This is a genomic window from Bradyrhizobium sp. CCBAU 25360, assembly GCF_028128695.1.
In the GTDB taxonomy this organism is placed as follows: domain Bacteria; phylum Pseudomonadota; class Alphaproteobacteria; order Rhizobiales; family Xanthobacteraceae; genus Bradyrhizobium; species Bradyrhizobium ottawaense.
On sequence record NZ_LBJA01000034.1, the window covers coordinates 24,608 to 48,201 of the forward strand.

General features: G+C 65.5%; 21 protein-coding genes. 13 read left to right on the forward strand and 8 right to left on the reverse strand.

The window, feature by feature from the left end:
* Positions 1–62: 62 nt before the first annotated feature.
* The gene (locus XH81_RS10880; protein ID WP_038948243.1) at positions 63–878 is read left to right on the forward strand and encodes a DUF2927 domain-containing protein; all 816 of its coding nucleotides are present in this window, start codon (positions 63–65) and stop codon (positions 876–878) included.
* Between the two features lie 81 nt (positions 879–959).
* Here the strand turns inward: XH81_RS10880 and XH81_RS10885 are convergent, their stop codons facing one another.
* Both XH81_RS10885 and XH81_RS10890 read right to left on the reverse strand, forming a co-directional pair.
* Positions 960–1,766 (reverse strand): class I SAM-dependent methyltransferase, encoded by an 807-nt coding sequence (locus tag XH81_RS10885; protein ID WP_028140390.1) that lies wholly within the window; start codon positions 1,764–1,766, stop codon positions 960–962.
* 107 nt (positions 1,767–1,873) lie between these two features.
* The gene (locus XH81_RS10890; RefSeq protein WP_028140391.1) at positions 1,874–2,998 is read right to left on the reverse strand and encodes a threonine synthase; all 1,125 of its coding nucleotides are present in this window, start codon (positions 2,996–2,998) and stop codon (positions 1,874–1,876) included.
* Positions 2,999–3,326: 328 nt separating this feature from the next.
* Between XH81_RS10890 and XH81_RS10895 the strand changes: the two genes are divergently transcribed.
* Genes XH81_RS10895 through upp form a run of 3 tightly spaced genes read left to right on the forward strand, consistent with a single transcriptional unit; the run spans position 3,327 to position 6,508 of the window.
* Positions 3,327–4,583, forward strand: a complete 1,257-nt coding sequence (locus XH81_RS10895; RefSeq protein ID WP_028140392.1) for a GTP cyclohydrolase II — start codon at positions 3,327–3,329, stop codon at positions 4,581–4,583.
* Positions 4,584–4,588: 5 nt separating this feature from the next.
* Positions 4,589–5,827 (forward strand): URC4/urg3 family protein, encoded by a 1,239-nt coding sequence (locus XH81_RS10900; RefSeq protein ID WP_028140393.1) that lies wholly within the window; start codon positions 4,589–4,591, stop codon positions 5,825–5,827.
* Positions 5,828–5,878: 51 nt separating this feature from the next.
* Positions 5,879–6,508, forward strand: coding sequence for a uracil phosphoribosyltransferase (gene upp, locus XH81_RS10905; RefSeq protein ID WP_018317218.1), 630 nt, complete (start codon positions 5,879–5,881; stop codon positions 6,506–6,508).
* 7 nt (positions 6,509–6,515) lie between these two features.
* On the opposite strand, the gene XH81_RS10910 is transcribed toward upp, so the two are convergent.
* Together XH81_RS10910 and XH81_RS10915 are read right to left on the reverse strand one after the other, a co-directional pair.
* A complete protein-coding gene (locus XH81_RS10910; RefSeq protein ID WP_028140394.1) occupies positions 6,516–7,628 on the reverse strand; it encodes a M48 family metallopeptidase in 1,113 nt (370 codons plus the stop codon).
* Between the two features lie 3 nt (positions 7,629–7,631).
* Positions 7,632–8,777, reverse strand: a complete 1,146-nt coding sequence (locus XH81_RS10915) for a DUF898 family protein (protein WP_028140395.1) — start codon at positions 8,775–8,777, stop codon at positions 7,632–7,634.
* 410 nt (positions 8,778–9,187) lie between these two features.
* On the opposite strand from XH81_RS10915, the gene XH81_RS10920 reads away from it, so the two are divergent.
* Both XH81_RS10920 and XH81_RS10925 read left to right on the forward strand, forming a co-directional pair.
* Positions 9,188–10,453: a cytochrome P450 gene (locus XH81_RS10920; protein WP_028140396.1), complete on the forward strand. Its 1,266-nt coding sequence runs from the start codon at positions 9,188–9,190 to the stop codon at positions 10,451–10,453.
* A gap of 179 nt (positions 10,454–10,632) precedes the next feature.
* A complete protein-coding gene (locus XH81_RS10925) occupies positions 10,633–11,907 on the forward strand; it encodes a cytochrome P450 (RefSeq protein WP_271596181.1) in 1,275 nt (424 codons plus the stop codon).
* A 305-nt stretch (positions 11,908–12,212) separates the two neighbouring features.
* On the opposite strand, the gene XH81_RS10930 is transcribed toward XH81_RS10925, so the two are convergent.
* Positions 12,213–13,133: a LysR substrate-binding domain-containing protein gene (locus tag XH81_RS10930; RefSeq protein WP_028140398.1), complete on the reverse strand. Its 921-nt coding sequence runs from the start codon at positions 13,131–13,133 to the stop codon at positions 12,213–12,215.
* Positions 13,134–13,258: 125 nt separating this feature from the next.
* On the opposite strand from XH81_RS10930, the gene XH81_RS10935 reads away from it, so the two are divergent.
* The 3 genes from XH81_RS10935 to XH81_RS10945 are packed head-to-tail and all read left to right on the forward strand — an operon-like array spanning position 13,259 to position 16,409.
* Complete coding sequence (locus tag XH81_RS10935; protein ID WP_018317224.1) at positions 13,259–14,428, forward strand: acyl-CoA dehydrogenase family protein; 1,170 nt, start codon at positions 13,259–13,261, stop codon at positions 14,426–14,428.
* Between the two features lie 10 nt (positions 14,429–14,438).
* The gene (locus tag XH81_RS10940) at positions 14,439–15,542 is read left to right on the forward strand and encodes a CaiB/BaiF CoA transferase family protein (RefSeq protein ID WP_028140399.1); all 1,104 of its coding nucleotides are present in this window, start codon (positions 14,439–14,441) and stop codon (positions 15,540–15,542) included.
* A 15-nt stretch (positions 15,543–15,557) separates the two neighbouring features.
* Positions 15,558–16,409: an FAS1-like dehydratase domain-containing protein gene (locus XH81_RS10945; protein WP_028140400.1), complete on the forward strand. Its 852-nt coding sequence runs from the start codon at positions 15,558–15,560 to the stop codon at positions 16,407–16,409.
* A gap of 128 nt (positions 16,410–16,537) precedes the next feature.
* On the opposite strand, the gene XH81_RS10950 is transcribed toward XH81_RS10945, so the two are convergent.
* Positions 16,538–17,056 (reverse strand): MarR family winged helix-turn-helix transcriptional regulator, encoded by a 519-nt coding sequence (locus XH81_RS10950; protein ID WP_240536470.1) that lies wholly within the window; start codon positions 17,054–17,056, stop codon positions 16,538–16,540.
* Positions 17,057–17,181: 125 nt separating this feature from the next.
* Between XH81_RS10950 and XH81_RS10955 the strand changes: the two genes are divergently transcribed.
* The 3 genes from XH81_RS10955 to mdlC all read left to right on the forward strand — a co-directional run bounded on the left by XH81_RS10955 (position 17,182) and on the right by mdlC (position 21,126).
* Positions 17,182–18,093, forward strand: coding sequence for an alpha/beta fold hydrolase (locus XH81_RS10955; protein ID WP_049801852.1), 912 nt, complete (start codon positions 17,182–17,184; stop codon positions 18,091–18,093).
* Between the two features lie 36 nt (positions 18,094–18,129).
* Entirely contained in the window at positions 18,130–19,344 is a 1,215-nt protein-coding gene (locus tag XH81_RS10960; protein WP_197905470.1) for an ABC transporter substrate-binding protein, read from the forward strand.
* Between the two features lie 153 nt (positions 19,345–19,497).
* Positions 19,498–21,126 (forward strand): benzoylformate decarboxylase, encoded by a 1,629-nt coding sequence (gene mdlC, locus XH81_RS10965; RefSeq protein ID WP_028140403.1) that lies wholly within the window; start codon positions 19,498–19,500, stop codon positions 21,124–21,126.
* 153 nt (positions 21,127–21,279) lie between these two features.
* Here mdlC and XH81_RS10970 read toward each other — a convergent pair whose 3' ends face one another.
* A complete protein-coding gene (locus tag XH81_RS10970; RefSeq protein ID WP_028140404.1) occupies positions 21,280–22,056 on the reverse strand; it encodes an SDR family NAD(P)-dependent oxidoreductase in 777 nt (258 codons plus the stop codon).
* Positions 22,057–22,133: 77 nt separating this feature from the next.
* On the opposite strand from XH81_RS10970, the gene XH81_RS10975 reads away from it, so the two are divergent.
* The gene (locus tag XH81_RS10975) at positions 22,134–22,589 is read left to right on the forward strand and encodes a MarR family winged helix-turn-helix transcriptional regulator (protein ID WP_049801853.1); all 456 of its coding nucleotides are present in this window, start codon (positions 22,134–22,136) and stop codon (positions 22,587–22,589) included.
* Positions 22,590–22,781: 192 nt separating this feature from the next.
* On the opposite strand, the gene XH81_RS10980 is transcribed toward XH81_RS10975, so the two are convergent.
* Positions 22,782–23,576 (reverse strand): SDR family oxidoreductase, encoded by a 795-nt coding sequence (locus XH81_RS10980; protein WP_028140405.1) that lies wholly within the window; start codon positions 23,574–23,576, stop codon positions 22,782–22,784.
* Between the last annotated feature and the right edge of the window lie 18 nt (positions 23,577–23,594).

Sequence of the window (23,594 nt, forward strand, 5' to 3'; positions counted from 1 at the left end):
CGCAGGCCGCGTGAATCTGCGGCCTTGTGCGCGCGACGTGAATACGGCAGCGTCGCACGACGATGAGCGCACTCAATCCGTCCTCGGCTGCCCTTCGCATCGCCCTGCTGGCGCTCGGCGCGCTCACCTTGCTTCCTGATACCGCTACCACGGCCGCCGCGGGCGAATTACCCGCGATCTCCTCGCGCCAGCGCTCCGAGAAGAAGAATTTCACCGACGGAGAGATCGTCGAGGGCTTCCTGAAGACGGCGTTCGGCGCCGAATATCATCTCGCCGGCCGCGTCGACCGCATCCGCAAATTCGACGGGCCGGTGCGCGTGTACGCCGAGAGCGACCGCGCCGACCGCAAGACGCAGCTCGCCAAGGTCGTGGCCGACATCGCCCATCGCGTGCAGCACCTCGACATCGCCATGATCGCGACCGCCGAAGCGGCCAATGTGCGGGTGAAGCTGGTGCGCGACCGCGACCTCTTCCGCACCATCTCCAGCTTCTACGGCGCCGAGAAGGCGCGCGAGATCCGCACCTCGCTCGACCCGCAATGCCTGTCCGGCTTCCGCAAGAACGACAATTTCGAGATCGAGCATTCCGACGTCATCCTCACCGTCGACAACGGCGATTTCGTCTTCCTCGACTGCGCCTATGAGGAGCTGCTGCAATCGCTCGGGCCCATCAACGACACCGCGAGCGTGCCGTGGACCATGTTCAACGACAACGTCTCGATGGGCTATTTCGACGTCTACGACCAGTACATCCTCAATCTCTTGTACGACCCCCGCATCAAGCCCGGCATGACCGTGGCCGAGGTCAAGGCGGTGCTGCCCGCCGTGCTCGCCGACGTGCGCACCTGGGTCAGGCAGGTGAATGATCTGAAGGAGTGAGCCGCGCGACCCTCCCCATGGTTCGAGACGCCTGCTTTGGCGGGCTCTCACATGAGGCAGAATCTCACGGTCGAACGCGCCTCACACCTTCCTTGCCTTCGACATCAGGAACTGCTGGCGCATCACATTGTGGCCGGCGTCGAAATATTCCGAGATCAGCGCCTCGAACTCGGCTCGGAAGCTCTTGAGCTTGTCCGGTTCGTCCTTGTACTGGGCGACGAGCTTGATCAAAGGCCCGATCGTCGCTTCCATGGTGCGGCGGAAATGCTGCGGGCTGAGGGCGGACGGCGTCATCATGTCCATCTCGAAGGAGAGATCCTTCGTTTTCCCCGCGAGACGCTCCGCGACGATCTTCGGATCGCCCCACAACACCGGCGATGCCACGCCCTCGGGCGGCGGCAGATGGCGGCCGATCAGCGCGAACATCCGCCCGACATACAGATGCGGCGGCCAGGTGGAGAAGGCGATGGTGCCGCCGGGCTTCAGCACGCGCAGCATCTCGCCGATCGCGACGTCCGGACGCGGCGCGAACATGTGGCCGAACTGGCTGAGCACCACGTCGAACTCGTTGTCGCCATAGGGCAGGCTTTCGGCGTCGCCGTCCTTGAAGTCGACATCAAGGTTCAACAGTTGCGCATGCTCGCGGGCGCGTTCGATCAGGACCGGCGACAGATCGAGACCCCTGACCTTCGCACCGCGGCGCGCCGCCGTGATCGCGACCACGCCGGTGCCGCAGCCGACGTCGAGCAGCCTTTGGCCGGCGGCAACGCCGGCAAAACCGACGAGCCTGGCGGCGGTCGGTGTCGTGAAAACTTCCATCGGCGTGAACAGCGACCAGGCTTCCTTCTGGACTGCCTTGAAAGCTGCAAACGGGTCCTGCGCAGTCATGGAACTCTCCCTTTGCTCGAGGTCGATCTCCATGAGGCTGGCGAAGGTCACCGAAGGTTCAACGCGGCCTCATGACGGCGACGGCACGGTCTTTCATCGTCGCGGCCCTATTGCACGAGATCGGCAACCGTGGTCGCGGCCTTCAGGCCGGTGCCGGTGAGGACGGCAACCGTGGTCTCGTTCGCCTTGATGGCGCCGATGGCAGATAGTTTTTCCAGCGCGGCGGCAGCACTTGCGCTGGTCGGCTCGGCGAACAGGCCTTGGCGCGCGAGGCGCCGCAGGGCGGCGACGATCTCGTCCTCGGTGAGCGCGACGGTGGCGCCGCCGCTCTCGCGCAGAGCTGCGACGATCTCGCGCAGGCGCAGCGGGTGCTTGATGGCGGTGCCTTCGGCGATGGTCTTGTTGACCTCGCGCGCGACAGGCGTATCGACGCCCGCCTTGAAGCTCGCATCGATCGGCGAGCAATTGAGCGGCTGCGCCGCGAACAGCCGCGGTAGCTTCGCGATCTGACCGGCCTTCAACAGCTCGCGGAAGCCGAAGGCGCATCCGAGCAGAGAGCTGCCGGCGCCGACGGGAACGATGACGTTGTCGGGCGCGCGGAAACCGAGATCTTCCCAGATCTCATAGGCGAGCGATTTGGTGCCTTCGAGGAAGAACGGCTGCCAATTGTGGCTGGCATAGAAGGTCTGGCTCGACTGGCGGATCGCCTCGGCCTCCGATTCCTCGCGCGGGCCCTCGACGAGCTGCACCGCGGCACCGTAGGCGCGCACCTGCGCGATCTTGGCCGGCGACGTCGAGGCCGGCGCCAAAATCTTCACGCGCATGCCGCCGGCGGCACCGAGCCCGGCCATCGACGAGCCGCCATTGCCGGAAGAATCTTCGAGAATTGCGTCGACGCCGATCTGGCGCAGGAACGACAGCATCACGGCGGAGCCGCGATCCTTGAAGCTGCCGGTCGGGTTGAACCATTCGAGCTTGAACAACGGCCGCAAATCGCCCCAGTCCTGCTGCACCAGCGGCGTGCAGCCCTCGCCGAGCGAAATCGGAGCCTTGATCTCGACTGGCAGCGCCGCCCGGTAGCGCCAGAGCGAGCGCGTGCGGCCATCGATGTCCTCGCGCGTGATCCCCGCCCCCGGCGTCACCAGTAGCGGCGTGCGCTCGTCCGAGCACCAGCGCGGCTGGTCGAGCGGGTAGAGCTTTGCGTTGCGGGGGTCGATGTAGCTGGCGGGCATGGGGGTCTCCGGGGCGGGCAGCCGATCCAGTCGATATGTCTGAATATACGGGCTTTATCCAGTCACGCGTTTGGAGGCCGAGGCGCCGCCCGCCCCTTTCAAAAATTCAAACGATTACATAGATATAGGGAGCATTTCCGCGTCGACCGCCGATCCGGACGGGCGCGGGAATGATCCTTCCGGGGCGCTCCGCACGATTAACTTGTCTGTCGCGTCTTGCCGCTACAATATGTTGGATTGAGCTTGCGTCGCCGATGTTCCGCGTCGGCAACGCGACCGAGCCAGGCCCGTCCGAGCGGCGGGCCGTTGGCTTTTTGGGAGTTTGGTCATGAGCCGCGCGAACCGTACCGATCACATCCGCCTGACCTCCCATCCGGAGCCGGGCCGGAAGTCCGCCTTCCCGATCCACTGGGGCGCCCCTGACGCGCGCGCCCGCGGACCGATCATCGGCACGGTCTCGCGCGCCGGGGATCGCAACGTGATCGGCAGCCATGGCGGGTCCTATGCGATGTACCGCGCGCTCGCAGTGTCCGCCGGCGCTCTCGATCCGATTCGGAGGCCCGACCTCACCAACACCTTTCCGGCGGCAACCATCGGTCCGTTCGAGCAATGGCGCGATCCCGCCAAGATCGTCGCGCTCGATCCCTGGGGGCATCTGGTCGCGGAGAATTTCGGCAAGGAGATCGCAGAAGGCTCCGACATCCGCCCGAGCATCGCGGTGACGCGGGCGCGGCTCGACCTGCCGGAGATCCGCGAGGCGCTGGCTGCGAAACGCTTACGCGCCGACGGTGAGGTCGTACATGCCAATGGCAGCGTCTCCGTGGTGAAGATCGCGATCGATCCGGTCTGGCACCTGCCCGGCCTTGCGGCGCGCTTCGGCACCGGCGAGACCGAGCTGCGCCGCACGCTGTTCGAGCAGACCGCCGGCATGTTCCCCGAGCTCGTCACGCGGCCGGACATGAAGGTGTTTCTGCCGCCGATCGGCGGTACCACGGTCTACATGTTCGGCGATGTGACGAAACTGCCGGACCATCGCACCAAGATCACCTGCCGCGTGCATGACGAGTGCAACGGCTCTGACGTGTTCGGCTCCGACATCTGCACCTGCCGGCCCTATCTGATCCACGGCATCGAGGAATCCGCACGCGGCGCGCAGGAGGGCGGGCTCGGGCTCGTCGTCTACAATCGCAAGGAAGGCCGCGCGCTCGGCGAGGTCACCAAATTCCTGGTCTACAACGCGCGCAAGCGCCAGGAGGATGGCGACGCGGCCGCCGCCTATTTCGAGCGCACCGAATGCGTCGCCGGCGTGCAGGACGCACGCTTCCAGCAGCTGATGCCGGACACGATCCACTGGCTGGGCCTGAAGCGCATCGACCGCTTCCTGTCGATGAGCGACATGAAGCACGACGCGCTGACCTCCCAAGGCATCGATATCGTCGAGCGCGTGCCGATCCCGCTGGAGCTGATTCCGGCCGATGCCCATGTCGAGATCGCCGCGAAGAAGGCCGCCGGCTATTACTCGACCGACATCGCGCCGGAGAAGGACGTGAACGGCGTGGTCGGACGTTCGCTGGAAAAATACTGATCGCGATGGCGGAGGCTTTGGAATTGCAGGCACGCTCGCTGCTCAGCGCAGATGCGGTGCGCGCGCGGGCCGGGCAGATGCTGGAGATCGGCCTTGCCGGCGGCTTGAGCCACTTCACGATTGATCTCGACCGGATGGACGGCGTCGCGGAGGCCGTGCTCGCGGTGACGCGCAAGGCCTATCCGGCGCTGGAGATTCCGTTTCATGCGCGCTGGCGGCATTTTGTGATCGGCGGTGTCGACCGCTGGGCGGGCCTTGCGAATGCGGCTCCGTGGCCGGATCGCGCGGCGCGGGCGCGGGCCGAGTTCGACCTCGCGATCGTCTCCGTCCTGCTCGATGCCGGCGCGGGAGCGGCCTGGCGTTATCGCGATGCAGTCACGGGGGAAAGCATCGGCCGGTCCGAGGGGCTTGCGATTGCGAGCCTCGACATGTTCGCGAGCGGGCTCTTTTCCGGCGATGCGCGTGCGCCGTTCAGGGCCGATGCGGATGTGCTCGCACAGCTGCCCCTCGCCTCCCTCACCTCAGCGTTTCAGATCAGCGATGCCAACCCTCTGCTCGGCCTCGAAGGGCGTGCGGATCTGCTGCGGCGCCTGGGCGAGCATGTTGCGAACTACCCGGAGATTTTTGCACGGCACGATGCGCCGCGGCCGGGCGGGCTGTTCGATCATATCGCAGCTCGCGCTGCGAGCGGCGCCATTGCCGCGCCCGCCATCCTGACCGCCGTGCTGAACCAGCTCGGGCCGATCTGGCCATCGCGGCTGGACCTTGCTGGGATTCCGCTTGGCGATTGCTGGCGCCACCCGGCGATCAAGGCGAACGACTCAACGGAGGGCCTCGTGCCCCTTCACAAGCTGTCGCAATGGCTGAGCTATTCGCTGATCGAGCCGTTGCAGCGCGCAGGCTTCGAGGTCACCGACATCGACGGCCTGACCGGGCTTGCCGAATACCGCAACGGCGGCCTGTTCGTCGATCACGAGGTGCTGCGCCTGCGCGATGCCGCCGATGCCGAGCGCGCACATGCGGTGGATTCGCTGCTCGTCGTGGAATGGCGCGCGCTCACCGTCGCGCTGCTCGATCAGCTTGCGGAGCGCATCCGCGCCAAGCTCGGTCGCTCGCCGGAGTCGCTGCCGCTCGCCAGCATCTTGGAAGGCGGCACCTGGGCCGCCGGCCGCGCCATTGCGTTTGCGCGCCGGCCCGATGGATCACCCCCGCTCAAGGTCATCAGCGACGGCACGGTTTTCTAATCCTCGCTGCCGCTCACACATTCACTTGATGAATTTCAGGAGCATCCCATCATGGAAGGCGTCACGATCGTCGATCATCCGCTGGTGCAGCACAAGCTGACGCTGGTGCGGGACAAATCGATTTCGACAAAGTCGTTTCGCGAGCTGATCAAGGAGATCGGCATGCTCTTGTGCTACGAGGTGACGCGCGACCTGCCGCTCGCTGACACCGTCATCGAGACGCCGCTGGCGACGATGCATTCGGCCAAGATCGCCGGCAAGAAGCTGGTGTTCGTGCCGATGCTGCGCGCCGGCACCACCTTCGTCGACGGCATGATGGATTTGGTGCCGACCGCGCGCGTCGCCCATATCGGACTCTACCGCGAGCCGCACAGTTTTGCCGCGGTCGAGTATTTCTTCAAATCGCCGTCCGACCTCGGCGAGCGCCTCGCGATCGTGGTGACCCCGGTGGTCGCCACCGCCAACACGGCTGTCGCTGCCATCGACCGCCTGAAGGAGCGCGGCGCCAGGGACATCCGCCTCGCCTGCCTGATCGCCGCCCCGGAAGGCCTCGAACGGCTGCGCGGCTTGCATCCGGACGTGCCGATCTGGACCGCGGCGGTGGACGAGGGCCTCGACGAGAACGGGTTCATCCTGCCGGGCCTCGGCGACGCCGGCGACCGCGCTTACGGGACGCGGTAAGAGAAGTTCACACCTTCCCGCTGCCGCAAATCCCCTTCAGTGACTGCCATTCCTTGTCCGTCAGCAGCGGCGGGCCGCTGGCCGGGCGATCTTCCCTGGTCATGCGGGCGAGGCGGTCCTCGGTCAGCGGGTGGCTGGCGAGGATCGACGTGAGCGTGGAGCCGCCCTCCTTGCCGGTGATGCGGAACATCAGCTCGGCCGCGGGCTTCGGCGAGCGGCCGAGCTTGTGCATGATCTCGATCGCGAACGTATCGGCGGCGGTCTCGGCCTCACGCGAATAGGAGGCTTCGACGACGGTGCGCGAGGCAAAGATCACGGCGGATGAGCCGGTGACGTCGCCGAACAACAGGCCGATCAGGAACGACGTGCCGCCGTTGTAGATCAGGCCGCGCATGTTGTCGTAATGCTTGAGATGGCCGAGCTCGTGGGCGAGGATGCCGGCGAGCTCGTCGGGGTTTTGCGCCTTGTCGAGCAGGCCCCTCAGCACGTAGACCTTGCCGCCGGGCAGCGCGAACGCGTTCGGCACCGCGGTCGGCAGCACGCCCGCCGTCATGGAATCGTCGTCGAGGCCGGCGGCATCGCGCAGGCGGTTGACCAGCTTTGTGAACGCGGCCTTGCCCGCGGGGTCTTCGCACACGCTGCGGCCGAAGATGGTCTTCACCTGGACTTCGGAGGCATCGCCGATGCGCCGCTCGATCGGTTTCGGCACCAGCGGCGCGAGGCGGTCGGCGGCGAGCGGCACGCCGAAGAGCACGACGCAGACGATGGAGACGGTGGCGGCCACCGACCAGCCGACGATTTTTGCGACGCCGCGGCGCGAGGTCCGGTGCTCGTCGAGATGGGGGCAGCGGACGGTCACGTCTGCCGCGAGTACGGCATCGCGGATCTCGAGCCGCGCCAGCGGCGGCGCCGTGGTGCAAGCCAGACGCAATATCCCGGGCGGACTGTCGGCGCGGCAAATGTCGGCATAGGACCAGCGAACCGGCGTTCCGCCCTCCTCAAGGATCTCGAGCGCATCGGCGAACGTCAGCGTCACCTGCCGCCGGCGGCTCGACGTGCCGTCGAAGAAGATGGTCGGCTTGGCGGCCTGCGCCGGCGCCTCGGCAAATACGTCCGTCACAGCTCAGAATCCCGCGACATCGAGCCCGTCGGCAAAACCCTCGCCGAGCGCGCTGGCAAGTACGCCGCGCCCCTGCACATCCGACGCCGCGCCGATGTCGTGCACCTTGACGGTCTCCAGCACCTTGGCCCAGAGATCACGCTGAAGATAGACCCGCATGACGATGTTGATCGCAAGCGCCAGCGCGAGATAGCCGATCACCATCATCACCACCATCGGGATGCTCCTGGCGGCATTGTCGGAGCCGAACACCTGATCGGCCGGAACGCCGCTCAGCTGGACGACCGCTAAGGCGCTGCCGCCGAGATAGGCGGAGAACACCATCGAGAGCAGCGTCCACCAGCCGATCACCTTCCAGTACAGGCCGTAGAAGGCATCGTGCGGCAGGTCCGAGGACAGGCTGACGCCGCCGATGCGGATGCCGTCGAGCCACCAGCGCCACTCGCGCGCCTTGAATTCCGCATAGAAGAACGGCGCGAGCGGGAAGATCACCAGCGCGATCGGGCTGAGCAGCCACAGCCACCAGCCGCGCTTGAAGAAGGTCCAGCCGTTGCCCTCAAAATCGCCGCGGAGATCGCCGTAATGGGTGTGCTGCATCTTGTAGCGTTCGAGCGCGGCCTCGCGCCAGGGCAGCGCCAGGCCGAGCGTGAGTAACACCAGCAAGCCCCACGCCATGGCGCGGAACGAATAGGCCCAGCCCGAGCCGTCCATCCAGAAGCGGACGCCGCGCCAAACGGTGCGCGTCAACCGGTAACGTCGCGCGCGAAAAATCGCGAACTGGCCGAAGGCGTAGAAGCCGATGAACAGCGGCGTCGAGGCAAAACCCTGCCAGCGCTCGAACTCGATGCCGATCAGGAAGTAGGCGAGGTAGATCGGCACCAGGATCGCGAGCGCGAACAGGAAGCCGACCAGCAGCTCCTTGGCGCGGCCGGTATATTCGGCGGCATCGCCGTCGATCGCGGTGTTCGCCCACAGATGACGACGGATGTCGGTGACGAGCCAGAACCGGTAGAAGCCGAAGGTGACCAGCTCCAGCATGGCACCCTTGGTGACCATTTTGCGGAACTCGGAGCGGTCACCGCTGAAATCGACCCGCGTGGGCGGCAGCGGCGGCGGTAAGGGCTCGGAGCCGATGGGGGTCCATTGCATGTCGTTCACGGCGGCAACCTCGGGATGCGGTCTTGATCGGGTCAAACTATAGATCAGAGGTTGGTCGGCCCCCAAGATGGCGGGGTTCGATTTACCTTGATTCCAGTCGGTTTCTGGCACGTTTTCACGACAAACGGTGTGCGGAGGGTCACGCTATCGAGATCCCGTCAGCGTAATCCGGGATCGTGCCCCAAGCGACGCCGGCCCGGGGATGACGCGGAGCCTGTCATCGGGCGGCGCTTTGCGCCAACCCGGTGGCTCCATTCGGGCTTCACATCCACCCTCTCGCAAAGGTTGGATGTGACAAAACTCTCCCTTGCTCCGGCGCAGATAACCGGCTGTAATTGCACATCAAATACCGCAGCGCAGAATTCAACGAGAACGGGCGGTACATGCCAGGGAGAACGGTCATGCATGGGACCATCGAGAGCGCGGCCAAGCTCGACGCCCTTCGCGAGCGCGCCACGACACTGCCGCTGGAGCAATTCGATCCGGGCGATCCGGAATTGTTCAGGACCGATACGTTCTGGCCGTATTTCGATCGGCTGCGCCGCGAAGATCCCGTGCACTACTGCAAGGACTCGATGTTCGGCCCGTACTGGTCGGTGACGCGCTACAACGACATCATGGAGATCGAGACCAACCATTCGGTGTTCTCCTCGGCCTCCTCCCTCGGCGGCATCACCATCCGCGACATCGATCCGGACCTGCGCCGCGAGAGCTTCATCTCGATGGACCCGCCGCGCCATGCGGCGCAGCGCAAGACCGTGGCGCCGATGTTCACGCCGACGCATCTGGACAATCTCGCCCTCAACATCCGCAAGCGCTCGGCCGAGTGCCTGGACAATCTGCCCCGCGGCGAGGTGTTCGACTGGGTCGATCGCGTCTCGATCGAGCTGACGACGCAGATGCTGGCGGTGCTGTTCGACTTTCCCTGGGAGGACCGCCGCAAGCTGACGCGCTGGTCCGACATCGCCACCACCATTCCCGGGCCTGACGGACTCGTCGCCACCGAGGACGAGCGGCAGGCCGAGCTGACCGAATGCGCCGGCTATTTCGCGCGGCTGTGGAAGGAGCGCATCGCGCAGCCGCCGAAGAGCGACCTGTTGTCGATGATGGCGCATGGCGCCGCGACCCGCGACATGGACGCCAAGAACTTCCTCGGCAATCTCGTGCTTTTGATCGTCGGCGGCAACGACACCACGCGCAACACCATGTCGGGCTCGCTCCACGCGCTGAGCCAGCATCCCGAGCAGTATCGCAAGCTGCGCGAAAATCCCGCTCTGCTCGACAGCTTCGTGCCCGAAGTGATCCGCTGGCAGACGCCGCTGGCGCATATGCGGCGCACGGCGCTCGCCGACTTCGAGTTCCGGGGCAAAGAGATCAAGAAAGGTGACAAGGTCGTGATGTGGTACGTCTCGGGCAACCGCGACGAGGAGGCGATCGAGAGGCCCTACGAATTCATCATTGACCGCGCCCGCCCGCGCACGCATCTGTCGTTCGGCTTCGGCATCCACCGCTGCGTCGGCCTCAGGCTTGCCGAACTCCAGCTCAAGATCATCTGGGAAGAGATCCTGAAGCGGTTCGATCATATCGACGTGGTCGGCGAACCCAAGCGGGTCTATTCGAGTTTCGTGAAGGGTCTGGAAGAACTGCCGGTGAAGATTGCGGCATGAGACGAAAAACCCTCCCTCCGTTCTTACGGGGAGAGGGAGGGGTGAGGGGCTCTCTCCCCGAAGACGGCGACAGCCGAATCGCAGAGAGTCCCCCTCACCCGGATCGCATCTAACGATGCGATCCGACCTCTCCCCGCAAGCGGGGCGAGGTGAAGGAAGAACCAACTGGAGCCACGACGATGAACATCCAAGCGCCGGTTAAAGTGGACAAGGCCGAACGCATGCGCAGGGCCCGCGAGGAGGCCTATGCGACGCCGTTGGCGCAATTCCACCCCGGCGCGCCCAGGCTGTTCCAGGACGACACGCTGTGGCCGTGGTTCGAGCGGCTGCGCAAGGAAGAGCCGGTGCATTACTGCACCAACGCGCCGATCGAGCCGTACTGGTCGGTGGTGAAATACAACGACATCATGCATGTCGACACCAATCACGGCATCTTTTCCTCGGACTCCACGCTCGGCGGCATCTCGATCCGCGACGTGCCGGAAGGCTACGACTATCCGAGCTTCATCGCGATGGACCAGCCCAGGCATTCGTCGCAGCGCAAGACGGTGTCGCCGATGTTCACGCCGACACATCTGGACGAGCTGGCAAAGCTGATCCGGCAGCGCTCGCAGACCGTGCTCGACAATCTGCCGCGCAACGAGACCTTCAACTTCGTCGAGCGCGTCTCGATCGAGCTGACGACGCAGATGCTCGCGACCCTGTTCGACTTCCCCTGGGAGGAGCGGCGCAAGCTGACGCGCTGGTCGGACGTTTCGACCGCGCTGCCCAAGAGCGGCATCGTCGCCTCCGCCGAAGAGCGCCGCCGCGAGATGGACGAGTGCTACGCCTACATGTCAAAGCTGTGGAACGAGCGCGTCAACTCCGCACCGCGCAACGATCTGCTGTCGCTGATGGCGCACAACGATGCCACGCGCCACATGGACCCCGACAACCTCATGGGCAACATCATCCTGCTCATCGTCGGGGGCAACGACACCACGCGCAACACCATGACCGGCTCGGTGCTGGCGCTGAGCGAGAACCCGGAGCAATACGACAAGCTGCGCGCCAATCCGGAGCTCATCGACTCCATGGTGCCCGAGGTGATCCGCTGGCAGACGCCGCTGGCGCATATGCGCCGCACCGCCTTGCAAGACACCGAGATCGGCGGCAAGCACATCAGGAAGGGCGACCGCGTGGTGATGTGGTACGTCTCCGGCAACCGCGACGAGGAGATGTTCGACAAGCCGAACGACTTCATCATCGACCGTCCGCGCCCGCGCACCCACCTCTCCTTCGGCTTCGGTATCCACCGCTGCGTCGGCATGCGCCTCGCCGAGCTGCAGCTGCGCATCGTCTGGGAAGAGATGCTGAAGCGCTTCGATCGCATCGAGGTGGTCGGCGAGCCCAAGCGGATCTATTCGAGCTTCATCAAGGGGTACGAGACGCTGGCGGTGAGGATTCCGGGGTAGGCTCTAACCTTCGTCCCTTGCGAGCGAAGCGTCTTCTTCGCTCGTGTCCCGGACGCACCGCAGCGCGTAGCGGTGCGGCGCAGAGCCGGGACCCAGCAAGCAACGGCCTCGCTGCAACATGGGTCCCGGCTCTGCAGCGCATCACACACCGGACGATGCTTCACATCGCCGGGCGTGCTGCGCTGCGTCCGGGGCATGAGAGCGGCATGTTGACGCGCCAGCCCAGCTATAAAATTTCGGCATGACAGCTCGCGCCAGATGCGATGGCCGGGCGGCGCGCGGCTGTTCTACGACACGAGCCGCATCTAACTCAATTTGATATCCCACACGCCTTCCTTGCGGCAGGCGGCGACTTCCTCGCGCAGAAGCGCCGTGACGGCGAGCGAGGCCGTCGAGACCGGGCGGTCGATCGGAGAAGCGAAAATGAGCTCGCGCGTCATCGGCTTGGAGACGACAGCGGTTTCCAGCCGCCCGTCCGCGACCTCGCCGTGGACCGACGACGGCGGCAGCAGCGCGAAGCCGAGCCCCTCCTCGACCAGGCTGGTCAGCACGCGGAACGAATCCGCCTCGAGCTGGACGTCGAGCTTGATCTTGCGCTGGGCGGCCGCGTGCTCGATCAGCGCACGGAGGCCGTGCGAGTGAGAGGGCAGCACCAGCCGTTGCCGCAGCAGCCAGCCGATGTCGACGCTCTTCTTGCGCGCGAGGCCGCAGCCGCGCGGGCCGACCGCGACGATGTTGTCGCGCCCCAGGCTCTCCACGTTGAGATGCAGATCGGCCGAGCGGCCATAGAGGATGGCGAGATCCATCTCGCCGCGATGCAGCCATTCGACCAGATGGCCGCTGTAGCTCTCGACGATGCGCAGCGAAATGCCGGGAAATTTTTCGACGCAGCGCCGCGCAAAGCGCGCCGACAGCACGCAGCTCACGGTTGGAACCAGGCCAAGCACGACCTGGCCGGACGGCGGCCCCTGGGACGACTGGATATCGTCGCGGATCTGGTCGATCTGACGCACGATGCCCGAGGTGCGCGCCAGCAGCAGGCGCCCGGCCTCTGTGAGCACCATGCCGCGGCCGTTGCGCGTGAAAAGCTCCGTGCGCAGCTCGTGTTCCAGCAGCTTGATTTGCCTGGAAAGCGCCGGCTGCGCCACGCGCAGCGTGTCGGAGGCCTTGCTCAGACTGCCGAGCTCCGCCACGCAACTGAAGGTCCTGAGCTGCCGGAAATCCATGCTTGCCAATCCTGGAAGGCTACTCCATACGCTATAACAAATGAGCATAGGGGGCTGGCGTTGTTTTCACAACGCCTGAGGATCGGCCGGCGTTATCTTAACTGCCGCTAAGAACTGGAAACGCCATGAGTGAAGAACACCACACCGAAGATTACGCCGACATCCGTGAAGCCGTCGCAAAGCTCTGCGCCCAGTTCCCCGGCGAATATTGGCGCAAGCTCGATCGCGAGATGGCCTATCCCAAGGCGTTCGTCGACGCGCTGACAGCGGCCGGCTATCTCTCGGTGCTGATCCCCGAGGAATATGGCGGTGCGGGGCTGAAGCTGTCCGCGGCGGCCGCGATCCTCGAAGAAATCCAGCGCGCGGGCTGCAACGGCGGCGGCTGCCACGCCCAGATGTACACGATGGGCACCGTGCTGCGACACGGCAACGCCGAGCAAAAAGCAAAATATCTGCCGAAGATCGCCAGCGGCGAATTGCGCCTGCAGGCCTTCGGCGTCACCGAGCCGACCAGCGGTACCGACACCTCCTCGCTGAAAACCTTCGCGCGCAAGGACGGCAACGACAGCTACATCGTCAACGGCCAGAAGATCTGGACCAGCCGCGCCGAGCATTCCGATTTGATGGTTCTGCTGGCGCGCACCACGCCGAAGGAGCAGGCCAAGAAGCGTACGGATGGCCTGTCGGTGTTCATCGTCGACATGCGCGAGGCCAAGAACAACGGCCTCGAGATCCGCCCGATCCGCACCATGATGAACCACGCCACCACCGAAGTGTTCTTTACCGACATGAAGGTGCCGGCGGAGAATTTGATCGGCGAGGAAGGCAAGGGCTTTCGCTACATCCTCTCCGGCATGAACGCCGAGCGTATCCTGATCGCGGCCGAATGCGTCGGCGACGCCAAATGGTTCATCGCCAAGGCGACGAACTACGCCAAGGAGCGCAGCGTGTTCGGCCGGCCGATCGGCCAGAACCAGGGCATCCAGTTCCCGATCGCCAAGGCCTATGCCTCGATGCGCGCGGCCGAACTGATGGTGAAGGAAGCCACGCGCAAATACGAGGCCGGGCTCGACTGCGGCGCGGAGGCCAACATGGCCAAGATGCTGGCGGCGGATGCGTCCTGGGAGGCGGCGAACGCCTGCATCCAGACCCATGGCGGCTTCGGCTTCGCCGAGGAATACGACGTCGAGCGCAAATTCCGCGAGACGCGGCTCTATCAGGTGGCGCCGATCTCGACCAACCTCGTGCTCTCCTTCGTTGCCGAGCATGTGCTCGGCATGCCGCGCTCGTACTGAGGCCATCATCATGGGAGCATTGGACGGGATCAGGGTGATTGCGGTCGAGCAGGCGGTGGCGGCGCCGTTCTGCTCCTCGCGCCTGGCGGATGCCGGCGCGGAGGTGATCAAGATCGAGCGGCCCGAAGGCGACTTCGCCCGCGGCTATGACGCGGCGGCCAAGGGCCAGAGCAGCTATTTCGTCTGGCTCAACCGCGGCAAGCAATCGGCGGTGGTCGATCTCGCGACGAAGGAAGGCCGTGCCGAGCTGGAGAAGCTGATCGCAAGCGCGGACGTGCTGATCCAGAACCTCAAGCCGGGCTCGATGGACAAGCTCGGTTTTTCGCGCGAGCGGCTGCTGAAGGACTATCCGAGGCTGATCTCCTGCACGATCACCGGCTATGGCGACGAAGGTCCCTACGCGCATCGCAAGGCCTATGATCTGTTGATCCAGGCCGAGAGTGGCCTGGCCTCGATCACCGGCAACCCTGATGGCGCCTCGCGCGTCGGCATGTCGATCGTGGACGTCGCGACCGGCGCGACCGCGCATGCGGCGATCCTGGAGGCGCTGATCGGGCGCGGGCGTACCGGCAAGGGCTGTGACATCCGCATCTCCATGTTCGACGTGATGGCGGACTGGTGCACCGTGCCGCTGCTCAACTCCGAAGCCGGCAATCCGCCCAAGCGCATGGGGCTGCGGCATCCCTCGATCGCGCCCTATGGCGTGTTCACGTCGAAGGACGGCAAGGACATCCTGATCTCGATCCAGAGCGAGCGCGAGTGGAAGACGCTCTGCGCGAAGGTGCTGGATCAACCCGATCTGCCCGCCGATCCCCGCGTCGCCAACATGGTCGAGCGCGTGCGCAACCGCGACTTCACCGATACGACGGTGGCGGATATCTTCGGCAAGATGACGCGCGACGAGCTGCTCAAGCGGCTGTCGGATGCCGATATCGCCTTTGCCGAGGTCAACACCATGGCCGACCTCACCAACCACCCGCATCTGCGCCGCATCGAGGTCGACACGCCGCAGGGACGCGTCAGCTATCCCGCGCCGGCGCCGATCGTCGTCGGCGAAACGCGCGCTTACGGCGCTGTGCCCGCCATCGGCGAAAACCCAAAGTCCAAGACGTAAGAAGAGCGAGGCGTCATGACCGAGAAGCTCGACATCGATCACTTGCGGCAATGGATCGGCCGCAGCACGGAGGCCACCGACATCGTCACCGCGCAGCTCGTGATGGGCCTGCGCGCGACGCTGTTCCAGGAGGTCGGCGAGCCCAGGAAAGGCGACGCCGCGCCGTTCACGGTGCATTGGTGCCTGGCGCAGCCGGTGTTCCCGATGTCGATGCTGGGGCCCGACGGCCATCCCACCCGCGGCGGCTTCCTGCCGCCGGTGCCGCTGCCACGCCGGATGTGGGCCGGCGGCGAGATCGAGTTCCTGCAGCCGCTGCAGGTCGGCGATGAATCGACTCGGACCTCGCGCATCGCCGACGTGCAGGTCAAGACGGGCTCGACCGGCACGCTGTGCTTCGTCTCGGTCGAGCACAGCATCTCCTCGCCGCGCGGCGTCGCCATTCGCGAGCGGCAGGACATCGTCTATCGCGAGATGACGAGCAGCGCGCCGGCTGGCGCCAAGGCCCCGCCTCCGCCGCCGAAGGCGCAGCACCGCGAGACCCATGTCTCCGACCCCGTGCTGCTGTTTCGCTATTCCGCGCTGACCTTCAACGGTCACCGCATCCATTACGACCGCGACTACGTCACCAAGGTCGAGGGCTATCCGGGCCTGATCTTCCACGGCCCGCTGCAGGCGGCGCTGATCATCGAGCTGGCCGCGAAGCTGCACGGCGGCGAGGCGCCGAAGAAGTTCACCTATCGCGGCCTGCAGCCGCTGTTCGAGGGCACGGAGTTCTCGGTCAACGCCAACGAGACCACTGATGGCATGGAGCTGTGGACCGCGAATGCGGAAGGGCAGCCGACGATGAAGGGCACGGCGGTTTGGTGAGGGACGTCCCGTCGTTCCGGGGCGGTCCGCAGGATCGGACCTCAGGTGCGCAAATTGCGCACCGGGGAATCGCGAGATTCCGGGTTCGCCTCGCGCCCCCCGGCATGACGCCGCCAGGAGCGCGCCCTTCACAGTTCATCGAGCGCCGTCCACTGCGGGACATGCTCGGCCAGCTTGTCGAGCAGACCTTCGAACACCTTGCGTTCGGACACGCTGAGGCATGACAGCATCGCCCGTTCGCGCTCGCGCAAGGTGGGGATGTATCTGGCATAGAGCGTGCGTCCGGCTGGCGTCAGATACAGACGCTGGCGGCGATTGTCGTTCTTGTCGACGTCGCGACGCAACAGCTTCTTCTTTTCCAGCGCAATGATCCCGCGGCTGATATTGGCCTTGAGATGACCGGAAAACTCGCAGATCTCGCTGGCGGTCACGCCCTCGCGAAAACTCAGGAAGATGAGCGTGACGATCTCCGGACGTGTGATGCCGAGCTCCATCTCGATCTTCCGAAACGACGGCTCACGGTAGAAATTCAGGACGTAACCCATCTTGTAGGCGATCCTGACTTCGGTGCCGCCGAGCACGTCCCTGGCGCGGTCGGCGCTTTCCCCTGAATTGGGCCGGGTCGCGTCTTTGCTAGATCGTCTCATATGTGACTTTCTCATTGCCTTTCGGATTGATCTCATCCTAACATCGCAGCGGAATAGAACAGAACTCTGGGAGATCGCCGGCTGTGAACAAGGCGGGACCTGTCGCGTCCGCGCGACGGAGGCATTTGCTGCGCGCGCAGGGGCCATCGTGCTTCTACGCAGGGACTGAGGTGCATCCGATCTATGTCGATCACGTCCGACCGCCCGAGGGCGGAACCGAGCGGACGCCCGTCGTGATGGTACATGGCGCTGCGCACACCGGCGCCTGCTACATGGCGACGCCTGATCTGCGGCCGGGCTGGGCGCCACGATTCGCAGGTACCGGCCGCCATGTGTTCGTGCCTGATTGGCCCGGCCATGGCCGCTCGCCACAGCGGGCGGATTTTCCGACGCTTGGCAGCGCCGACGTCGCCAACTCGTTGCTCGCCCTGCTGGAGGAGATCGGCCCCGCCGTATTGCTGGTGCATTCCGCGAGCGGGCCGATGGCATGGTGGATGACCGAGCGACGGCCCGATCTGGTCCGCGCCGTCGTCGGCATCGCGCCGGGCCCGCCCGCCGATTTGCTGAAGGATCTGCCCGACGATCCGGCCGCGCTTGCAGCGCTACGCGACGACGCCAGCGCCGGTCGGCCGGTGCATGCCGCCGAGGATCGGCCCGTCTGGCTGAACGCCGAATTCGCCGCTTCTTCCTGGGCGAACACATCGCGATTTCCGCAACATGCGTTCAAGCACTATTTCGCGTCCATCGTGCCCGAAAGCCCGCGTATCCTGAACGAGCGCTTCAACATCGGCGGACGCGGCCTCCGCGTCGGCGATCTCAACAGACTCGGCAACCATCGCATCCTGATCGTCACCGGCGAGCTCGATCCGCGTCATCCACGCGAGGTGGACGCTGCGACCGCGGCCTATCTCGATGCCGACTTCATCTGGCTGCCGGATCGCGGCATCACCGGCAACGGCCACATGATGATGATCGAGGACAACAGCGATGATCTCGCCGCGCTGGTCCTCGATTGGCTCGATGCGGCCGGCTGCTGACCCGACAAGACACGAGAAGATCAGGAGGAGATGAAGATGAGATCGAACCTGCTCGGCGCGGCCCTGATCGCGCTGATCGTTCCGATTGCGGCACAGGCGGAAGTCTCGGGTGGCGTCGTCAAAATCGGCGTCCTGACCGATATGGCTGGTGTAACCGCTGATGTCACCGGCAAGGGTTCGCTTGTCGCCGCCGAGATGGCGGTTCGCGAGTTCGGCGGCACCGTGCTCGGCAAGCCGGTTCAGGTGATCTCAGCCGATCATCAGCACAAGCCCGACATCGGCACCGGAATTGCCCGCCAGTGGTTCGATGTCGAGGGCGTGGATGCGATCGTCGACGTACCGAATTCCGGTGTCGCGCTCGCGATCCAGGGCCTCGCACGCGAAAAGAAGAAGATCGTGCTCTATTCCGGCGCGGGCACGACGGCACTAACCAACGAGCAGTGCTCGCCGTTCGGCGTGCACTGGACCTACGACACCTACGCGGTCTCGCACGGAACGGCCTCGGCAGTCGTCGAGGCCGGCGGTACGACGTGGTTCTTCCTCGCCGCCGATTATGCCTTCGGCCAGCAGTTGCAGAAAGACGCCAGCGACGTGATCGCGGCGGCCGGCGGCAAAGTGCTGGGCGCCGTCCGCCATCCGCTCAACACGCCGGATTTCTCCTCGTTCCTGCTCACCGCGCAGTCTTCCGGCGCCAAGATCATCGGCATTGCCAATGCCGGTAACGACACCATCAATGCGATGAAGCAGGCCAACGAGTACGGGATCGTGAAGGGCGGGCAAAGTCTTGCGGCGATGATCCTGTTCTTGCAGGACATCCACACCCTGGGCCTGGAAGCCGCACAGGGCACGTATCTGACGACGGCATCGTACTGGGACATGAACGAGGCGACGCGCGCCTGGTCGAGGGAGTTCATGGTGAAGACCGGCGCGCCGCCGTCGATGCTGCATGCCGGCGTGTACGGCGCGGTGCGGCACTATCTGAAGGCTGTCACCCAGGCCGGCACCGACGACGCCGAGCGGGTCGCCGCCGCCATGCGCGCGATCCCGATCGACGACATCTTTTCGCAGGGCGCGACGCTGCGCGAAGACGGCCGCGTGACACGCACGATGTATCTGGCCCGCGTCAAGAAGCCTTCGGAGTCGAAATATCCCTGGGACTATCTGGAGATCGTGCGTCCGATTCCATCGGAACAGACCGCGTGGCCGCTCTCGGAGAGCAAGTGCCCACTGGTCAAGGGCGCCACGGGCTAGCGCCCCAGCATCACACGCAGCCTCATCTTGACTTCGCCAAGCAATCCACCGAGAGGTAGGTTGCTTTTGCCTGTGCTCAAAGGCCAAGGCGGACAAATCGTCGCTCATGCTTGGCACGGCGACGGAACACAAGAAGATCAGGGGAGCCGTCCGATGTCGTCCCGCAAGCCCGCCGCGACAAAAAGCAAGTCCGTCACCGTCAAGCAGGCGACGCTCGACCTGCTGCGCTCGTTCGGCATCACAAAAGTGTTCGGCAATCCTGGTTCAACCGAGCTGCCGTTCCTGAGCGACTGGCCCGATGACATCGACTACGTGCTGGCGCTGCAGGAAGCCTCCGCCGTCGGCATGGCCGACGGTTACGCGCAAGCGACCCGCAATGCCGGCTTCGTCAATCTGCATTCGGCCGCCGGCGTCGGCAACGCGCTCGGCAACATCTACACCGCGCATCGCAACCAGACCCCGCTGGTGATCACCGCGGGCCAGCAGGCGCGCTCGATCCTGCCCTTGCAGGCCTTCCTCTATGCCGAGCGCGCGTCGGAGTTTCCGCGGCCTTACGTGAAATACAGCGTCGAGCCGGCGCGGCCCGAGGACGTGCCGGCTGCGATCGCGCGCGCTTATTACACCGCGATGCAGCCGCCGTGCGGGCCGACCTTCGTGTCGATCCCGATCGACGACTGGGCGCATGCCTGCGCGCCGTCCGAGGCGCGCAAGGTCAGCCGGGAAATCGGCCCCGAGCTTGAGCCGATGAAGGCACTGGTCGCCGCGCTCGGCTCCGCAAGGCACCCTGCCCTCGTCGTCGGCCCCGGCGTCGACCGCGCCGGCGCGGTAGACCTGATGGTGGGCGTCGCCGAGAAGGCGATGGCCAGCGTCTGGGTCAGCCCGTTCTCGGCACGCTGCTCGTTCCCCGAGCGGCATCCGCAATTCGCCGGCTTCCTGCACGCCTCGCCGGCGCAACTCTCCGACGCACTGCGTGAGCATGATCTCATCGTCGTGATCGGTGCGCCCGTGTTCACCTTCCATGTCGAGGGCCATGCCGCGATCTTCGATGGTAGCGCGACGATCTTTCAGATCACGGATGACCCGGATGCGGCGGCTGTGACGCCCGTCGGCACCAGCATCATCGCCACCATGAAGCCGGCACTGAGCACGCTGCTCGACCTGCTGCCGGAGAGCAAGCGCGCCACGCCGAACGGCCGCACACTGCCGCCGGCGCCGCAAGCCGCCGATCCGCTGCCGGTCGAATTCCTGCTGCATTCGCTGTCGCAGGCGATGCCGGATGGTGCGTCAGTCGTCGAGGAAGTGCCCTCGCACCGGCCGGCGATGCAGAAGTTCATGCCGATGCGCGGCCAGGACAGTTTTTACACCATGGCGAGCGGCGGCCTCGGCTATTCCCTGCCCGCCGCCGTCGGCATGGCGCTCGGCAAGCCGAACAGCCGCACGGTCTGCCTGATCGGCGACGGCTCGGCGATGTACTCGATCCAGGCGCTGTGGACCGCCGCGCAGCGCAAGCTGCCGCTGACCATCGTCGTCATCAACAATTCCGGCTACGGCGCGATGCGCTCATTCAGCCAGGTCATGCAGGTGCGCAATGTGCCGGGGCTGGAGTTGCCGGGGATCGATTTCGTCCGGCTCGCCGAAGGCATGGGATGTCACGCGGTGCGGGTGACGAAGGCGGCTGAGCTCGGCAAGGCGCTGAAGCGCGGGATGGCGTTTGAGGGGACGAGCCTGGTCGAGGTCGTCGTGGATTCGGCGGTGCCGGTGCTCTACGGGCAGAAGCATTGAGTTGTCGTCCCGGCGAAGGCCGGGACCCATACCCACAGGGAGAGGTTTGGCGAAGACCCGTAGTGGGCAGCTTGGTGCCACAACTACGGCCTGGGGTTATGGGTCCCGGCCTTCGCCGGGACGACATCGAGTTTGCCGCACCACCGCTGCCAACTACGACGCCAGAAATCCCCCGTCCGCCGCCAGCACGTGCCCGACGACATACGACGACGCATCCGACGACAGCCACACCACGGCCTCCGCCACCTCCTCCGGGCTCCCCATCCGCCGCAGCGGCAGGCCAGCACTCACCGTTGCGATGTCGCCGACGCCGGCGCGCAGCATCATGTCGGTGACGACGCGGCCCGGCGCGATGGCATTGATGCGGATGCCGCGCGGGGCATTCTCCAGCGCGGCCGAGCGCGTCAGCGAGATCGCGGCGGCCTTCGAGGCCGAATAGAGCGAGAAGCCGGGATTGGGATTGCGCACGCCGCTGACAGAAGCGTTGACGACGATGCTGCCGCGCCCTTGCGCCAGCATCGCCGGCAGTTGGTGGCGCAGGCACAGGAACAACGCGCGGACATTGGTGTCGAACACGCTGTCGTAGATGTCAGTGCCCTGCTGTTCCAGCGGCGCGCGGCGCTCCTGGAAGCCGGCATTGTTGAAGGCGACGTCGAGCCGGCCGCAACGTTCGATGGCGGTGCGGACGAGGCGCGCGACGTCGTCCTCGCGCGTGATGTCGGTCTTGAGCGCGATCGCCTCCGCACCGAGCTCGCGGCACGAAGCGGCGGTCGCCTCGATCTCGGCCTCGCGCCGGCCCGCCACGATGATCGCCTCGGCGCCCTCGGATGCCATCCGCAACGCTGTGGCGCGGCCGATGCCGGTGCCGCCGCCCGTGACGAGGCAGACCTTGCCATTCATCCGCATCGCCGTCGGCAAAGCTCCGCCCATTGCTCACTCCAAAACGCTTGCGTGCGCCGCGTTGCGCCTATAGTTGTATGATACAACTATAGGCGAGGAGTCAAGGGATGGCCGAGCTTGCGCTCATCGACGACATTCGCGCCGCCTCGCGGTTGATGGTGCGCGAGCTCGGCTTCATGGATGCGACGGTGGCGGCCTCGGACTATCCGCCCTCGGCCGTGCACACGATCCTGGAGATCGGCATCCGCGGCCCGATGACATCAGGCGAGCTCGGCGATTTCCTGCGGCTGGAGAAATCCAGCGTCAGCCGCCTGGTGCGCAAGCTGATCGATTGCGGCGAGCTCAGGGAGACGCCGGATGAGAATGATGCACGCAGCAAGCTATTGTCGCTGACCGCGAAGGGGCGGCGCACGCTGGAGGGGCTGCACGCGTTCGGCCGGCAGCAGGTGCGCGGCGCGCTGGCGGCGCTGACGGCGGCGGAACAGCGCACGGTGCGCGAGGGCATGATGCTCTATGCGCGGGCGCTCAGGCAGAGCCGGGGGGAGGAGACGTTGCCTCGTTAACCACCGGTGTCGTCCCTGCGAACGCGGGGACCCATACCGCGTGATTTATCCGTAAAGCGCAGGTGTCAGTACCGCGCGCAAGAACATCTACCAGTGTTCGCCAAACTTCTCCCTGTGGTTATGGGTCCCTGCTTTCGCAGGGACGACAGCGAGCTTTTGGCGCGAGTGTAGGTCGGCTCACCGACCTGAAGGTCACTTCCCGAAATCCTCCCGCATCCTGGCCTGGATCTTGGCCATGCCGCCGATCCAGCGATCATAATTCTCGGTCTTCTTGCGCATATAGCCGAGCACTTGCGGATGCGGCAGGATCAGGAACGTCTCCTGCTCGAGGCCGGCGAGCACGTCTTTCGCGACCTGCTCGGGCGTGAGATCGCCGTCGCCGGATTGCGGGCCTTTCGGGATCGAGCGCAGCATGTTGGTGTCGACACCCTGCGGGCAGAGGATCGAGACCTTGATGTTGTCAGCCTTGTGCGAGATCGCGAGATTCTCGGCAAAGCCGACCGCGGCGTGCTTGGTGGTGGAATAAGCGGGGCTGCCGACCTGCGACAGCAGGCCCGCGGCCGAGATCGTGTTGAGGAAATAGCCACCGCCGCGCGCCTTCATGCGCGGGATCAGATGCCGCGCCGCATAGACATGGGCCATGACGTGGATCGCCCAGCTGCGCTGCCACGGCTCGTCGGAGGCTCCGCCGGCATTGACCGACATCGGATCGAAGCCGCCGCCGATGCCGGCATTGGAGCAGAACAGGGCGATGGGGCCGAACTGCCGCTCGGTCTCCTCGATGACGTGCGAGATGTCTTTCTCCTGCGCGACATCGCATTTGAAGGCCGCGCCATCCACCATGGCCGCAACCGCCCGCGCATTGGCGGCGTCCATGTCCGCGACGACGACCTTGGCTGCGCCCGCATTGTAAAACGCCTCGCACAGCGCCTTGCCGATGCCGTTTGCGCCGCCCGTGACGACCACGACCTTGCCGGTCACCTGCATGCGACGTCTCCTTTTGTC

What these genes read in the sequence shown, in the direction of transcription:
- XH81_RS10885 (WP_028140390.1), bottom strand. Translation starts at nt 1,766, where the DNA reads ATGACTGCGCAGGACCCGTTTGCAGCTTTCAAGGCAGTCCAGAAGGAA.
- XH81_RS10880 (WP_038948243.1), top strand. Translation starts at nt 63, where the DNA reads ATGAGCGCACTCAATCCGTCCTCGGCTGCCCTTCGCATCGCCCTGCTG.
- upp (WP_018317218.1), top strand. Translation starts at nt 5,879, where the DNA reads ATGGAAGGCGTCACGATCGTCGATCATCCGCTGGTGCAGCACAAGCTG.
- XH81_RS10960 (WP_197905470.1), top strand. Translation starts at nt 18,130, where the DNA reads ATGAGATCGAACCTGCTCGGCGCGGCCCTGATCGCGCTGATCGTTCCG.
- XH81_RS10920 (WP_028140396.1), top strand. Translation starts at nt 9,188, where the DNA reads ATGCATGGGACCATCGAGAGCGCGGCCAAGCTCGACGCCCTTCGCGAG.
- mdlC (WP_028140403.1), top strand. Translation starts at nt 19,498, where the DNA reads ATGTCGTCCCGCAAGCCCGCCGCGACAAAAAGCAAGTCCGTCACCGTC.
- XH81_RS10975 (WP_049801853.1), top strand. Translation starts at nt 22,134, where the DNA reads ATGGCCGAGCTTGCGCTCATCGACGACATTCGCGCCGCCTCGCGGTTG.
- XH81_RS10900 (WP_028140393.1), top strand. Translation starts at nt 4,589, where the DNA reads ATGGCGGAGGCTTTGGAATTGCAGGCACGCTCGCTGCTCAGCGCAGAT.
- XH81_RS10915 (WP_028140395.1), bottom strand. Translation starts at nt 8,777, where the DNA reads ATGCAATGGACCCCCATCGGCTCCGAGCCCTTACCGCCGCCGCTGCCG.
- XH81_RS10925 (WP_271596181.1), top strand. Translation starts at nt 10,633, where the DNA reads ATGAACATCCAAGCGCCGGTTAAAGTGGACAAGGCCGAACGCATGCGC.
- XH81_RS10890 (WP_028140391.1), bottom strand. Translation starts at nt 2,998, where the DNA reads ATGCCCGCCAGCTACATCGACCCCCGCAACGCAAAGCTCTACCCGCTC.
- XH81_RS10980 (WP_028140405.1), bottom strand. Translation starts at nt 23,576, where the DNA reads ATGCAGGTGACCGGCAAGGTCGTGGTCGTCACGGGCGGCGCAAACGGC.
- XH81_RS10970 (WP_028140404.1), bottom strand. Translation starts at nt 22,056, where the DNA reads ATGGGCGGAGCTTTGCCGACGGCGATGCGGATGAATGGCAAGGTCTGC.
- XH81_RS10935 (WP_018317224.1), top strand. Translation starts at nt 13,259, where the DNA reads ATGAGTGAAGAACACCACACCGAAGATTACGCCGACATCCGTGAAGCC.
- XH81_RS10895 (WP_028140392.1), top strand. Translation starts at nt 3,327, where the DNA reads ATGAGCCGCGCGAACCGTACCGATCACATCCGCCTGACCTCCCATCCG.
- XH81_RS10930 (WP_028140398.1), bottom strand. Translation starts at nt 13,133, where the DNA reads ATGGATTTCCGGCAGCTCAGGACCTTCAGTTGCGTGGCGGAGCTCGGC.
- XH81_RS10940 (WP_028140399.1), top strand. Translation starts at nt 14,439, where the DNA reads ATGGGAGCATTGGACGGGATCAGGGTGATTGCGGTCGAGCAGGCGGTG.
- XH81_RS10950 (WP_240536470.1), bottom strand. Translation starts at nt 17,056, where the DNA reads ATGAGACGATCTAGCAAAGACGCGACCCGGCCCAATTCAGGGGAAAGC.
- XH81_RS10945 (WP_028140400.1), top strand. Translation starts at nt 15,558, where the DNA reads ATGACCGAGAAGCTCGACATCGATCACTTGCGGCAATGGATCGGCCGC.